Genomic DNA, 14,044 nt, shown 5'->3' with positions numbered 1-14,044 from the left:
CGAACCTCAAGAAGTGGAGAAAATGATGAAAACACTTGACTCCTAACCGAAAACTTTCACGAAAATAGCGACGCCACTTGAAGTGAGAACCTTCCTGCTCCTGAATAGACAGGTAAATTCCAGACAGAATAAGAATGTTCGATGTTAACATTTCTTTGCCAGCAATAGTCTGCCTAACTTCAAGCGTAGCACCGAAGAACATGTTAAGAAATTTGGCTAGTGGATGAAATGTGCTGTCGCGGTCGCTATCCTAGAAGAAAAATCAAAAATTGCCGGAAAACTCAGTAGTCGGTAGGTCGGACAATCTATTTCGCTAGTTGCCAACTCGTTCAAATCTGCTGCAAGTCCTCTGTGCAGACACAAGGCGTAGAGATGTGAAGGCGGAACGTCTCTGCAAAAGGGAATATTGAGTAACGAGTGTTACCTTAGGTTGGAAATAATTAGTTGGAACACATATCTATACAATTCCTACTGAGAATCTGACTGATCGCGAAGTTGATTGGATTGAATCTGAACTCAGCAGGTTATTAGATTTACCACTTAGGAAATGAATCCTGATTTACATCAAAATATCAAAATATAAATTTTTCCGGTCAAGAGTAAAATAAATAATGGTGATTAACATTTTAAACAAGCGTTACGCTATCCAAAAACAGATCAACAAAAATACGGGACGACGCACTTTGTTGGCACGAGACTTAAAAAATCAAGACTTAGTGGTAATTAAGTTGCTAATTTTCGGAGAAAATTTTCAAGCGGATGATTGGAAACTGTTTGAACGAGAAGCCCAAATATTAAAACTCCTTTCTCATCCAGCAATTCCCTGTTACCTAGACTATTTTGATCTAGACGCATCAATGGGTAAGGGATTAGCGTTGGTGCAAAGATATATACCCGCTAAATCCTTAGAGCAATGGTTAATAGATGGACGAACCTTTAGCGAAGAAGACATTAAGCAATTGGCTCAAGCCCTGCTGGAAATTTTGTGCTATTTACATGAGCCGCCACCGCCCGTTATTCATAGAGCTATCAAGCCCAGTAATGTTTTATTGGCAAGTCGCTCAGGTAACAGTGTGGGTCAAGTTTATTTAGTTGATTTTGGTTTAGTACAAACCCTAGCTGCCCAAAAGTGTAGCATAATGACAGTTGTAGGAACTTACGGATATATGCCACCTGAACAATTTGGTGGACGCACTGTTCCGGCTTCCGATCTTTACAGTTTGGGTGCAACTCTAATTTATTTAGTAACAGGGAGGCATCCAGCCGATTTTCCCCAGAAGAATTTGCGAATTCAGTTTGAATCGTTTGTCAATCTCAGTTCAGAGTTGATTGATTGGCTGAAATGGATGACACAACCCAGTCTAAATCGTCGTCCAGCATCGGTTGGGGAAGCACTGCAAGCTTTGGCACACCCTCCTCAGAAAGCAGATATCTTTGCTGTGTGCGAAAAACCATTTTGGAGTCGAATTAAAATTAAAAATTATGGGGATAAAGTAGAGGTTGTAATTTCACCAAAAGACTTAACAATAAACGACTATGTTGCTAGCTTAATTATGATTGTATATTTTGGTATTAGTCTTGGTTTATTTGGTATTCTTCCGGCAATAATTGTTGGAATTTTAATCAAAATTGTAAACCCAGAATTTTCTGATTTTGAGTTATTGCACTGGTTTTTTGTGTCTACATCTGTTGTTTTTGTAATTATATCAGTTGTAAAAAAATGGATAATTTTGCCGAAATCATGCTCGTCTATACTTGAAGCAATTGGATTGCATAAAATTATATTTTATTCAAGAAAATTATATTTTATTCACGAAGTAATTGGACTAAAAAATCAACAATTGATAATTATCAAAAATACCATCACAAAACTGATATATATTCACCATATTAGGATGATAGCTGGAACCTTCAAAGAAGAAGATTATACCTGGTTGTTTTCCCCAATAATTATAATCGGCACCGAACAAAAAAACTACGCATTATCTGCAGCTTTTCTCGAACTCGTTGAGCCAGAAATGGAATGGTTAGCTCACGAACTCAGTAAATGGTCGGGTGTGCCGATTACGGTTGAAGACGAACCTCAAGAAGTAGAGAAAATGGTGAGAATACTTGACTCCTGACCGAAAACTTTCACTTCAAATAGCGACGCCCGCCATTTGAAGTGAGAATAGTCTGACTCCTAGTTTAAGGAGAATGTCACGCTCCTCGTATTCTGGTGGGCAATGCCCACCCTACGGTATATCAAAAGTTTTGGCAATCTCACAATGCTTATTGAGCGTGCCATTCAGTTTAAGAATATTATCTAGGTTGTCAGCCAGAAATTTTGACGAGGAATGCGCTATCAGTTGGATACGAATGTTGGTGTGATGTATGGGAGGGGGCGTTTAATCTCGGTGCGCGATCGCTCAAACCACTCTTAACTCTGCTAACCCTAATACACGGGAGTTTGAGCGGGTTGAGCGCCTGTGGGTTGAGAATTGGCATCATTGCCAACAACTAGGAAAACGTGGGAAACTTTAAAACTTTCGGTCAATGTGGTCAACACTGACCCCTTTGCCGTTACAATAGCCTACTGCGGTCAGTCATCCTGATTGTCCAGCGATAGCCCTGTTGTGTAGTTGATAAGCTGTCCTGCATTAATTTACAGCAAGGCACAATCGGTGTAACTCATTTCAACCCTTCTACTGGCAATGTCTAAAGTACTTGTATCCGATCCCATCGATCAAGCTGGAATTGATATCCTCTCCCAAGTGGCTCAGGTTGATGTGAAAACCAATCTATCGCCTGAGGAACTCGTTAGCATCATTCCTGAGTATGATGCCATGATGATTCGTTCTGGCACTCGTGTGACCAAAGAAATCATCGAAGTGGGTAAACAACTCAAGATTATTGGACGTGCGGGAGTTGGCGTTGATAACGTTGATGTCCCAGCCGCTACCCGTCAGGGTATTGTCGTGGTTAACTCCCCCGAAGGAAACACCATTGCGGCGGCTGAACACGCTTTAGCGATGATGCTGTCTTTATCCCGCCACATCCCAGAAGCCAATCAGTCGGTGAAAAATAGTCAATGGGATCGCAAACGCTTTATCGGTGCCGAAGTTTACAAAAAAACCATAGGTATTGTGGGCTTGGGTAAAATTGGTTCCCATGTGGCAACAGTTGTCCGCTCCATGGGGATGAAGTTACTGGCTTATGATCCCTTTATTTCCCTGGAACGTGCGGATCAGCTAGGCTGTCGTCTGGTGGATATGGATTTGTTGTTGCGGGAGTCGGACTACGTCACCCTGCATATTCCCAAAACCCCGGAAACCACTCATTTGATTAATGCCGAAGCCTTGGCGACAATGAAACCAACGGCTCGAATTATCAATTGCTCTAGAGGTGGAGTCATTGACGAGGCGGCACTTTCAGAAGCCTTAAAGACAGGTAAAATAGCTGGGGCAGCACTGGATGTATTTGAGTCAGAACCCCTGGGAGAATCTCCCCTACGTGAACTGGGTAAGGAAGTGATCCTTACGCCTCACCTGGGTGCGTCAACCGCAGAAGCCCAAGTTAATGTTGCCATTGATGTGGCTGAACAAATTCGCGATGTCCTCTTAGGATTACCGGCTCGTTCAGCCGTGAATATTCCCGGACTATCGTCGAATGTGCTAGAACAACTCAAACCCTATATGCGCTTGGCAGAAACCTTGGGCAATTTGGTCAGTCAGTTAGCGGGTGGGCGAATTGAACAGCTCAATGTCCGGTTACAAGGGGAATTAGCCACGAATAATAGTCAGCCATTAGTGGTAGCCTCTCTGAAAGGACTATTATCCCAAGCCTTACGTGAGCGGGTGAACTACGTCAATGCTTCAATTGAGGCAAAAGAGCGGGGAATTAGGGTGATTGAAACCCGCGATGCTTCGGTTCAAGATTATTCGGGTGGTTCGCTACTGCTATCGGCTAAGGGTTCCTTGGGTGAACATTCGGTGACGGGAGCGCTATTGAGCGATGGTGAAATTCACATCACCAGTATTGACGAGTTTCCGATTAATGTACCACCGAGTCACCACATGCTCTTTACCCTGCACCGCGATATGCCGGGAATTATTGGTAAAATTGGGTCGCTACTGGGTAGTTTTAATGTGAATATTGCCAGTATGCAGGTCGGTCGCAAGATTGTCCGAGGTGATGCTGTAATGGTCTTGAGCATTGATGATCCCCTACCGGAAGGAATTTTGACCGAAATTACCAAAGTTCCTGGTATTCGGGACGCTTATACGGTAACACTGTAGTCACGTCAATTTTGGATTTTGGGTTTTGGATTTTGGATGACTCAGACGGTAGAACAACGATCCTCCGATATCTGTTGGTTTCCAACGGCTCTCCCTCAATTTAAAATCTGAAATCTGAAATCTGAAATCGTATGGCAAATAGCTGGTGGGAAATTAGAATTTTGGGCGATCCAGACTTGGAGGATTTAATCTTCTGGCGACTGGATAGTTTCGGCTGTCGGGGAATGTCTTGTGAAAGCAAGGGACATTCTCAACTGATCCGAGCTCACTTACCCCAAAATCAGGCACATTTGTTGGATTTGGCAGCACTTTCCTTGTGGTTGCGCCAAGATGCCCTGACGGTAGGATTGCCACTCCCCTTAACCCAGTGGCACTTAATTGATGAAGAAGACTGGGCAAGTAGTTGGAAACAGCATTGGCAACCCACAGAAATTGGCGATTGCTTTTTGATTTACCCGGCTTGGTTATCTGTACCCCACCAAACCGATCGCCTGCTGTTGCGCCTCGATCCGGGTGCAGCATTTGGTACGGGAACCCATCCCACCACGCATCTGTGCCTAGAAGCCCTGGAAATGCGAATCGGTTATGATCATAGCCACCCCGTTATTGCGGATATTGGGTGTGGATCGGGTATTTTATCCATTGCCTCTGTGTTATTGGGGGCAAAAAAAGTCTTGGGGGTAGATATTGATCCCCTAGCTGTGCGCTCTGCCCGCAGCAACCGAGAATTGAATCAGATTAGTGCCGATCGCTTGGTGGTGAAGAAGGGTAGTGTTGAGCTATTATCTCATCTTTTGGGAGAAAAAAAGGTTGATGGTATTCTCTGCAATATCCTGGCAGAAGTGATTATTGACCTGATTCCTGGAATCAGTGCGATCGCCAGTCCCCACAGTTGGGGAATTATTAGCGGAATATTGTTGGATCAGGCTAAACCTATTGCTGATACCCTAGAACAACATAACTGGACAGTAGCGACTCTCTGGAAACGCCAAGAGTGGTGTTGTTTTAATATTCGACGATAGATGATTAGGAGTGCCGAATCATCAATACCTACAGTAGAACGCCTATAATTGACCCGTTCAGCGTAAATGAATTTTCTATGATGAATGCCTTTGCCGCTCGTTTTAGCTTTGCTCTGCTTGTTCCTACAACCTTTTTGACAGTGGGCTTAACGGCGGCGGCTGTGAGAGCGCAAAATGAACTGTATAATCCGATTCCGATTCCTGAGCGTAATCAAGTTTCTGATACCCTCACTGACCAAGATATTCCCACGGGAGAGGGGGGGTTTGCCCGGGACTACACTATAGAATTGAGTGCTGGCGATCAAGTGGCTATTGATTTAATTTCAGATAGCTTCGATACAATTGTTACACTCTTAGCCTCTGATGGCTCGACTATTGCCGAAAATGATGATGGTCCCGATGGTACGACGAATTCGTTGCTATTTTCCCGGATTACTGAAACCGGAACCTATATTATTCGGGTGCGGGCTTTTGGAGAAACGGGAGGGGGTCCTTTTACCTTGAAGGTGACCCGTTTGCGACCCATTTGAATGATGAAATGCTAGAGGTTTAAATCCTCGACTGATTGTAGAGACGCGCCATGGCGCGTCTCTACAAGGTTATTGACAAAAATCACGAATTGACTGCCAAATTTCGGCTTTTACGCCACTTAACGAATGATCACTATTGAATGGAATAAGCTGCACCCAATACCGTTCCTTGGCATAGATTAGGCTTTCATTAATGGGAATCACCTCATCATGCTGCCCATGCAAAATCAGAGTAGGAAGAGGTCGTTTCAATCGGTGAGTTTGTTCATACTGACGGATATCTTCCACAAATTTATAAGAAAGGGGTAGTTCTTTCTGTTCGCCATAGTGATAAATAGGACGATATCCTTCAACTTGCCATTGATGCCGTGTTTCTTCTCCCAGAGTAGATAACCAACTCCAGAGAAATCCAAAGGCTGGCGCTAGCAGAATCAACCTCTGGATGAACGTGTGATATTCCCCTAACCAAGCCGCCGTAAGTCCGCCTAAACTCGAACCGATTAATGTGATTGGGGTGGGCGTTGACAAACACTCCGCCTGAATTTGCTGAATCTGACGGGTAAGTGTCAGATGAGAAAAGTCACCCTGGTTCAAATCGGGAACTAACAGAGACACTCCTAACTCCGCAAAGCGATCGCGTAAATAAACCGCCTTTGCTGATCCCGGATTGGACGCCAAACCGTGTAAGTAAATATACCTCAAAACTATTTTCACCTACAGCTTCTCATTTACATATACCGCTTTGAAACCTTTAAAACGTGTACTTATGTTAAATAAAATTAAGACATATTGCTTTTTCTCATAAACTTAACGAAAAGTTTGATATGTTCATAATCTATCCTCAAAATAAACACCGAAAACATGAAAGTTTCACAAAGTTCAAAACATTTAGGTCAATCGGTCGCTCTAGGCATCCTCCTAGTCCTCACGACTTTGAGCATTTTTATACTGATGATGATGCAGACTGGAGTTTAGTGGTGATGTATAGTTTTTCTTTTATGTCCTAACTAGAGTGCGTAGTGCTATATCACTGAGAACTTAGCACCAATACAGAGTAGGGGTACGACATGTCGTACCCCTACTGGTTGATTGAGATTTGCTATCACAAACGCCGTAGCAAGTTTGAACCGTGGGTATCTGTACCACAAGTATTGAACAAATTATAGGTGGCACTTAACTGTTTCACTTGCTGAGTTTGCCTAGGGCTGGGATGCCAAGGATTCGGGTTCGCGTAAGCATAATAGGCTTCTACGCCATCAATTCCCAAATTGGCGGCGGCGGGAATCAGTTCCTTAGCTGAACGTCGATAACGGCACGGATGAGCCAGCACCGCCAATCCACCCGCCTGATGCAAAACATCGATGACAGTAGCGGCTTCAGCTTGTTGATTTTTAGGGGCTTTACCCTGAAGATAAGTCTGTAACTGGGAATTGTGAGGATCAAACGCATAGCCCAAGATATGAACATCTGTATTCAATAAGCGAGCGTTGATTTCGACACCTATCCAGAGGTGAGGAATTGCCTGATGGGGTAAAGTGTCTTGGAGGGAATGGAGACAGGTTTTAGCGATTTGATAGCCATCGATTGTGTGATGATCCGTGATCGCAAACCCTTTAAGACCGATAGCAATGGCTTGTTCTATTAGCGTTTTGGGATAAAGCTGACCATCGGAAGCTGTGGTGTGACAATGGAAATTGTAGGAACGCGGACAACTATCTGGTCCTAATGTTTGCCAGACTTGGCGGAGAGCTTTTTGATCGGATTCTGTAACTGGGGATGATATTAAAACTGGAGCCATTTTTACCACCATGTTTGTCAATATTATTAATAGATGAATCTAATGAATGAGAGGCTCTCCTCAATTGATCAAGACATTCAGCTTTTCTATCGCTACGTCCTAATCGCTACGTCCTAATCATTTCAAATTCTTAACACTATCTTCACTATCTTAGCAAAATCTTAGCAAAAGTTAGCAGTCAGTGCCTGTAAAACCTATGTGAAGCGGTCACATTATCCATTGGTATTTTCTAGGGTCAGTATAAAATTAGCTAATCTTTCTCCTTCTGCCGGACAGAGTTGGCTAAGAACCTCTACCCTTTGCCATCTGCCTTGTGTAGCAGCATCCCCCATCTAAACCGGAGAAGTTAGAGGGGGATGACGGTTAGACATGAAACCGTTAAAATGACACGCTAAGAGAATCAAGTTTTTGCGTTCGACCTCCTCTATATTCAACCATCGCACTCCTTATTTGCTCAGAGAACCATCAGAATTGCGAGTTTTCCAGGCAGATTCTAGTAACTTAGTCCAGCGCTTTTGCAGTTGTTTTGGTGTACATTTGAGCGCTTTGGCAATTTCAGCATCACTCTTGTGGGCTTGTTTGAGAGACAGAAGGTGCTGTTGTTGCTGATCAAGTGTAGCCAAAAAAGTTTCCCATTGGTCAGAGGTCATGCCTAATTTTTGGTCTAAATCGGCTCCCAGCCATTGGTGTACCAGTTTCCAGTGAGATGAGCGGGCGAATTTCTCGACGTGGTACTTAAAGCGCTGTTGCAGGTAATCCCGTTGGCGGGGGGTTAGCCCTAAAATCTCATCGATTTCCGGTGCGGCGAGGTCTTGTAACTTTAAGACCAGGTAATCCGCGCAGTCAGAGTGACCTTGTTGCTCAAGATAATTAATCAGTTCACCAACCACGCGATCGCGCAGCACAGATTCACTGGGATCAGTGGTTTGAGCGACTAGGTGCGCCCGTACTTGTTGCATCGCCGGGGAGCGGCTTAACTCTTGGGCTTCTTCGCCCTTGGCAAATTCCACAGCTTGCTCAATATCTAGAGCCGTTTCATTGGGTTGGCGTCTGGCAAAGCTTTGCGCTCTCAGGACGATAAGCTGTTGACTACAACGGTTCGGTAAGGTGATGCGCCGCTTGGCATACTGTTCCGTAAATGCCATATACTCTGCCAGTTCAATTTGAGTGCGAGGCGTGTAGTCTACATCCACCTCATTTTCCCGACGAAATGCTTTCAAGGACTCAGCATAAAAGTCTTGTAAAAAGTCCTCAATCAGATTATAACGAGCCGAAAATTTTAACTGGGATTGAGGCTGAGCAACATGGCGATAAACCATGGCACTTAATGTGCTGTGCAATTCAACACGCCCTTGCTTAGACCCCAATTTATAGTAGCCTAAACACTTATGTAAGCGGTGACGAATTAACGTAATTTGCCAGGAACGAACTTGACCAGAGGTTTGAATGCGATCGCTCTTGCGGCAAATTCGTTGTACCTCCTGCACCATGCGTTTTGCCACGACTTGAGCGCGACTGGGTAGGCGTTTGGGTTCAGAAGTCAAACCACCATTGGTTTCTAAAGCTTTGGAACCATAGAGTGCCGACCGCATTTCCTCTAGCAACAGATCCATTAAACTTTGAGTGTCTGTGCCGAAAACTTCCGGATTCTCTAGGTGGTTTGGGGAAGGTTGAGTGATAGATTTAACAGTTTTAACGTTCATGGTATTGCCCCTAAAGACTACAGTTACGAATTACCAAGACATCAGCAGAGGAACGAGTGGTTATTCGGAATAAATGCTCTGTTGCTGTCCACAATTTGAATGTAAAACGTTACGCCTAGTCTTTGGTTGAGTGGTGTGTCACTAAACGAGAGATCACTAGTACACGGCAGACACCCTCGCCTATTTAGGGACTATGCTTATGGCTGCTAACCCTTGCTACACCTGCATTTAGGCAATTGGCAAGGGGTTAGTACTTCCACGGCTTTAATATTGAGTGAGAGTAGACAATTCACAAACTGGGTTTATTTGTGGACGTTCATCCGAAATCCCCGGTCTGTCTCCTGTAGTCCGAATGCTGATCAGCGAAAGCCGAACTGGATTGGGTTTGACTCTAACGGGTTACACCGATGGGTCAAACCTTATAACCCTATTCCCAACTCTGGTTAGCGGGTACAGCCCACGTCATGGCGGCTTGTGCTCCCAAACCTTTCCGCAGGATTGTGGGTTCATCCCCAGTCATGTCCAAAATGGTGGATACCTGGACACCAGGTTTTGAGCCATCATCGACAATAATGTCCACTAAACCCTCAAACTGATCAAAGAGTCTGGCGGTTTCCAGTCCCACAGTGGGGAAATTTCCCATCTCATCAGGTAAATGAGCCGACGTGGAAATTACCGGATTACCCAAGGCTTCGAGTATGGCTTGACAAACCGGATGATCCGGAACTCGGATACCACTGGTTTTACGCTTGGGACTCATCACTAGCCGAGGGACTAACTTAGTTGCGGGTAACAAAAAGGTATAGGGTCCAGGAATCAGACGCTTCATAATCCGATAAGCTGGGTCACTGACCCAAGCATATTCAGAGATATTGGATAACGAGGAACACAGAAACGTTAAGGGCTTCTCATTAGAGAGTTGCTTTAAATGCCTGACCCGTTCCACAGCCGATTTGACATTCAAGTCGCAACCAATGGCATAAACGGTATCTGTGGGATATAACATCACCGCACCGTCTTGCAGGTTGTCCCTTATTTTCTCTATTCGGCGTATTTGAGGTGTGTCCGGATGGATGGTGTAAATCGTTGCCATAAATCGTTCCAAATGATTGCAATGGTTAGATGATCTAATAAAAGCCTAAATTCCACGACCTCAAATCGGTAAAATATGGAGTCGGCATTTGAAAACGCAGGTGCAATTAGCCAGTGAAGCTATTTATTTACCACACCCCCGAACTTACCCCAACGGATACGACGCCAGATTGTGCGATCGCGGTTGATGTGCTAAGAGCGACAACCACGATTGCGACAGCCTTACACGCAGGTGCTGAAGCGGTGCAAGCCTTCAGCGATATTAATCAGTTAATGCAAGTGAGTGAACAATGGCTCCCAGAAAAACGCCTTCGCGCCGGAGAACGGGGCGGATCAAAAGTCGCGGGTTGTGATTTAGGCAATTCTCCCCTCGACTGCACGCCAGAGCGCGTCCAGGGACGCCGTTTGTTTATTACGACCACGAATGGGACTCGCGCCTTACAGCGGGTGCAGAACGCCCCTGTGGTGCTAGCCGCCGCCATGGTGAATCGTCAGACGGTTGTCAAGTATCTGCTAGAGCAAAAGCCGGAAACTGTTTGGCTAGTCGGTTCTGGCTGGGAAGGTTCCTACTCCCTCGAAGATACCGCCTGTGCAGGTGCGATCGCGGATAGTTTGATCTCCCAAACCGATCACTCGCTTAGTGATATCGCGGGTAATGATGAAGTCGTTGGCGCTCTTGCCCTTTATACTCAGTGGAAAGACAAGATGTTAGAAATGTTTCACCATGCTAGTCATGGTCAACGTCTCTTGCGGTTAAACGGTCATGAGGATTTAAAGTATTGCGCCCAAGCGGATAGTTTAGACGTTTTACCGATTCAGAAAGAACCCGGAGTTTTAGTCAAAAAATTCTGAGTGTAGAAAGAAGGCAAAGGGCAGAGGGTAAGCTGTTCGGCACTCGGTCAGGGCGGGTTTATTCGCATCAGGGTCAATTCAGCAACAATAATCATGAAACCCGCCCCTACACTTCCCCCGCTTCCCCAGCTTCCCCCGCTTCCCCAGCTTCCCCCGCTCCCCCTGCTTCCTACTGAATCGCACTAGCAATTAACCGTTCCCATGCCCAATCTGGTAACAACCAATGGAGAAAAATATAGAGTTTGGCATCCATCGGTGTAGCATACCGCCGCTTGGGATGGCGACTATTCACCGCCTTGGACACCGCTTTAGCAACCACATTAGGACTTGAGGCATTCTGGTAATCCTCTAACACCTTTGCCATGGGTTCCACCGTTGACTGGTACGCTGATCCCTGGGAATTCTCCCGTAACGTCTGAGCCGCTATACTTGACCATTCACTTTCAATCGCTCCCGGTTGCACCACCACCACGCGAATGCCAAAGGGTTCGGTTTCCATCCGTAAGGCATCGGATAGTACCTCAACCGCGTGTTTCGTGGCATGATACCAACCACCGATAGGCATCCAAATCCGCCCTCCCATGGAACTGATATTCACGATTGTGCCGGATTTTGCCATTCGCATCGACGGTAGAACTAATTGCGTTAGCCGCATTAAGCCAAACACATTCACGTCAAACTGTCGCTTCGCCTCTTGGAGTGGTACATCTTCCAGCGCCCCGTAGGAACCATACCCCGCATTATTCACTAATGCATCAATTTGTCCCTCAGCCGAAAGCAGTGTTTGCACTGCCGTTGTCATACTGGCATCATCGGTCACATCAAGGGACAAAACTTTGGCTCCCATTGCTTCAATATCTGCCATTTTTTCCACTCGCCGCGCCGCACCATAGACGATCCAACCCTCTTTTAGAAGTTGCTGCACGATCGCTTTACCGATCCCAGAGGAAGCACCTGTGACCATGGCAACTTTTTTCTTTGAATCGCTAGACATAGGAAACTCCTATTTTAGGAACGACAAAGGACTAATGACATAAGACAAATGACTCCTTAAAACTGTTGCAAAAAGCGTAAATCACTGGTATACAAACGGCGGATATCATCAATTTGGTGCATAACTAGAGCAAAACGTTCCGCGCCAAACCCCGCCGCAAACCCGGTATAAACTTCTGGATCATAACCAACGGTTTTCAGCACATTGGGATCAACCATTCCACAGCCGCCCATCTCTAACCATTTCCCTCTCCATTTGACATCAACTTCCGCCGAGGGTTCGGTGAACGGGAAATAACTGGCGCGTAAGCGAACATCTACATCTTCACCGAATAATTCTTGGAAAAAGACTTTTAACGTCCCTTTGAGATCCCCAAATGTGATGTCCTCATCAACGGCTAAAATCTCAATTTGATGGAAAACAGCCGAATGTGTCGCATCAACGGTATCCCGGCGATAAACCCGCCCTGGGGCAATAATTCGGATTGGGGGTTCGTTATTTTCCATGTAGCGAATCTGTACCGAGGAGGTATGAGTTCGCAGCAGGTTTCCATCGGGAAGATAAAAGGTATCCTGCATATCCCGCGCCGGATGGTCTTGGGGGGTATTTAAAGCCTCAAAATTATAATAATCAGTCTCCATTTCGGGTCCCGTGGCGACGGTGTATCCTAGACCGACAAATATATCTAGCACTTGGTCGATAATGCTATTGAGGGGATGAATTCGACCTTGAGGGTTATATACCCCTGGCATGGTCACATCAAGGGTTTCGGCGGCTAGTTGTGCCTGAATTTGGGCGGCTTGTAACTCTTGGCGCTTGTTGTCTAGGGATTGTTGCAGGGCTTCTTTGACTTCATTAGCCAGCGCCCCAATTCGCGGTCTATCGTCGGCGGATAGCTTCCCCATCCCGCGCAAGATTTGGGATAACTGTCCTTTTTTCCCCAAGTAGTTGACGCGCAATTGTTCCAATTGATCCAGCGTATCGGTTTTGGCGATCGCAGGAGTGGCTTCTTGTTTGAGGGCGACTAATTGGGTCTCTAGCTCGTTGAGCGAAGTAGTCATGAATTCAGTCGTGATCAGGTTTGAGAGAGGCAATGCTTGCCAAGGCTTTTCTTAGTTTACCGTTATCGGCTAACGGCGAGGGGGAAAGAAGACCTTATTATATTCCGCTAACGCCAGAATTAGGAGTGCGATCGCTAATATAACGGCTGCGGTGATCCCGCCGTACTGAACTAGGGTTGTGGGGTTGATTTGGGTTAGGGGTGTGGGTGTGAGGGTTTCGATGGTGTTGGTTTGGGGTTCTAGATTCGGTTGGGTTTGCGGGTTGGTGTTGATCATGGTGTTTACCTCGGTTATCGATATAACCATGATGGCTTGGGTAACAGGTATTTTAGGTAGGTAGAAGTAGGAGACTTGGTAATGTCAGTGTTTGTAGGGAGATGTAGGATAATGTTGGTTTGTTATTTGTCATTCGTCATTTGTCCTTTGTCCTTGAAACCCCTGTAGGGGCGACCCGCTTGCATTAATTAACAATACTAATCCATTCAATTAACTTGGGTCGCCCTCTTATGAGTTTGTTCTCAATGTTGAAGCGTTGATGGCGCTAAAGCGCAACTAAGCTGTTCGGCATTTAAACCTTAATATCAATAACGGCGAAAGCCTTGTAGTGCGTTAAGCGAAGCCATGCCGCAGGCTTTGCATCTTGCTCGCTACTAATACCCAATTTAAATGCATGACAGCTTAGTACCGTTAATCCTAGAGAAATTGCGACAACTAT

Annotated in this window: 12 protein-coding genes; 5 read left to right on the top strand and 7 right to left on the bottom strand. The window is 45.5% G+C overall.

The window, feature by feature from the left end; translation table 11 throughout:
* Positions 1–611: 611 nt before the first annotated feature.
* The 4 genes from RH949_RS07630 (at position 612) to RH949_RS07615 (ending at position 5,829) form a co-directional block, all read left to right on the top strand.
* Positions 612–2,123: a serine/threonine protein kinase gene (locus tag RH949_RS07630; protein ID WP_446352433.1), complete on the top strand. Its 1,512-nt coding sequence runs from the start codon at positions 612–614 to the stop codon at positions 2,121–2,123.
* 570 nt (positions 2,124–2,693) lie between these two features.
* On the top strand, positions 2,694–4,277 hold the full coding sequence (gene serA, locus RH949_RS07625) for a phosphoglycerate dehydrogenase (protein WP_006101037.1): 1,584 nt from the start codon (positions 2,694–2,696) through the stop codon (positions 4,275–4,277).
* A 131-nt stretch (positions 4,278–4,408) separates the two neighbouring features.
* Positions 4,409–5,299 carry a 50S ribosomal protein L11 methyltransferase gene (gene prmA, locus RH949_RS07620; protein WP_446352432.1) on the top strand — a complete coding sequence of 297 codons (891 nt, stop codon included), beginning with the start codon at positions 4,409–4,411 and terminating at the stop codon, positions 5,297–5,299.
* Positions 5,300–5,376: 77 nt separating this feature from the next.
* The gene (locus RH949_RS07615; protein ID WP_006101139.1) at positions 5,377–5,829 is read left to right on the top strand and encodes a PPC domain-containing protein; all 453 of its coding nucleotides are present in this window, start codon (positions 5,377–5,379) and stop codon (positions 5,827–5,829) included.
* Between the two features lie 69 nt (positions 5,830–5,898).
* Here the strand turns inward: RH949_RS07615 and RH949_RS07610 are convergent, their stop codons facing one another.
* From RH949_RS07610 to RH949_RS07595, 4 genes are all read right to left on the bottom strand, one after another.
* On the bottom strand, positions 5,899–6,531 hold the full coding sequence (locus RH949_RS07610) for a YqiA/YcfP family alpha/beta fold hydrolase (protein WP_446352431.1): 633 nt from the start codon (positions 6,529–6,531) through the stop codon (positions 5,899–5,901).
* Between the two features lie 400 nt (positions 6,532–6,931).
* On the bottom strand, positions 6,932–7,639 hold the full coding sequence (locus RH949_RS07605; protein ID WP_006101299.1) for a PHP domain-containing protein: 708 nt from the start codon (positions 7,637–7,639) through the stop codon (positions 6,932–6,934).
* Between the two features lie 434 nt (positions 7,640–8,073).
* On the bottom strand, positions 8,074–9,330 hold the full coding sequence (locus RH949_RS07600) for a HetZ-related protein (RefSeq protein WP_006101222.1): 1,257 nt from the start codon (positions 9,328–9,330) through the stop codon (positions 8,074–8,076).
* A 427-nt stretch (positions 9,331–9,757) separates the two neighbouring features.
* Positions 9,758–10,423 (bottom strand): L-threonylcarbamoyladenylate synthase, encoded by a 666-nt coding sequence (locus RH949_RS07595; protein ID WP_446352430.1) that lies wholly within the window; start codon positions 10,421–10,423, stop codon positions 9,758–9,760.
* A gap of 113 nt (positions 10,424–10,536) precedes the next feature.
* On the opposite strand from RH949_RS07595, the gene RH949_RS07590 reads away from it, so the two are divergent.
* On the top strand, positions 10,537–11,274 hold the full coding sequence (locus RH949_RS07590; RefSeq protein ID WP_446352429.1) for a 2-phosphosulfolactate phosphatase family protein: 738 nt from the start codon (positions 10,537–10,539) through the stop codon (positions 11,272–11,274).
* A gap of 169 nt (positions 11,275–11,443) precedes the next feature.
* Here RH949_RS07590 and RH949_RS07585 read toward each other — a convergent pair whose 3' ends face one another.
* From RH949_RS07585 to RH949_RS07575, 3 genes are all read right to left on the bottom strand, one after another.
* A complete protein-coding gene (locus tag RH949_RS07585; protein ID WP_446352428.1) occupies positions 11,444–12,268 on the bottom strand; it encodes an oxidoreductase in 825 nt (274 codons plus the stop codon).
* Between the two features lie 56 nt (positions 12,269–12,324).
* Positions 12,325–13,329, bottom strand: a complete 1,005-nt coding sequence (gene pheS, locus RH949_RS07580) for a phenylalanine--tRNA ligase subunit alpha (RefSeq protein ID WP_446352427.1) — start codon at positions 13,327–13,329, stop codon at positions 12,325–12,327.
* Between the two features lie 69 nt (positions 13,330–13,398).
* Positions 13,399–13,605, bottom strand: a complete 207-nt coding sequence (locus RH949_RS07575; RefSeq protein WP_446352426.1) for a hypothetical protein — start codon at positions 13,603–13,605, stop codon at positions 13,399–13,401.
* Positions 13,606–14,044 lie beyond the last annotated feature (439 nt).

The organism is Coleofasciculus sp. A1-SPW-01 (assembly GCF_040217205.1).
GTDB classification, from domain to species: domain Bacteria; phylum Cyanobacteriota; class Cyanobacteriia; order Cyanobacteriales; family Coleofasciculaceae; genus Coleofasciculus; species Coleofasciculus chthonoplastes_A.
The sequence above is the reverse complement of the archived record's forward strand: the minus strand, read 5'-3'. Positions and strand labels throughout refer to the sequence as shown.

Excerpts from the sequence above, each read along its gene's own strand:
- RH949_RS07585 (WP_446352428.1), bottom strand. The coding sequence starts at position 12,268 with ATGTCTAGCGATTCAAAGAAAAAAGTTGCCATGGTCACAGGTGCTTCC.
- serA (WP_006101037.1), top strand. The coding sequence starts at position 2,694 with ATGTCTAAAGTACTTGTATCCGATCCCATCGATCAAGCTGGAATTGAT.
- RH949_RS07605 (WP_006101299.1), bottom strand. The coding sequence starts at position 7,639 with ATGGTGGTAAAAATGGCTCCAGTTTTAATATCATCCCCAGTTACAGAA.
- RH949_RS07595 (WP_446352430.1), bottom strand. The coding sequence starts at position 10,423 with ATGGCAACGATTTACACCATCCATCCGGACACACCTCAAATACGCCGA.
- RH949_RS07600 (WP_006101222.1), bottom strand. The coding sequence starts at position 9,330 with ATGAACGTTAAAACTGTTAAATCTATCACTCAACCTTCCCCAAACCAC.
- RH949_RS07630 (WP_446352433.1), top strand. The coding sequence starts at position 612 with ATGGTGATTAACATTTTAAACAAGCGTTACGCTATCCAAAAACAGATC.
- prmA (WP_446352432.1), top strand. The coding sequence starts at position 4,409 with ATGGCAAATAGCTGGTGGGAAATTAGAATTTTGGGCGATCCAGACTTG.
- pheS (WP_446352427.1), bottom strand. The coding sequence starts at position 13,329 with ATGACTACTTCGCTCAACGAGCTAGAGACCCAATTAGTCGCCCTCAAA.
- RH949_RS07615 (WP_006101139.1), top strand. The coding sequence starts at position 5,377 with ATGATGAATGCCTTTGCCGCTCGTTTTAGCTTTGCTCTGCTTGTTCCT.
- RH949_RS07575 (WP_446352426.1), bottom strand. The coding sequence starts at position 13,605 with ATGATCAACACCAACCCGCAAACCCAACCGAATCTAGAACCCCAAACC.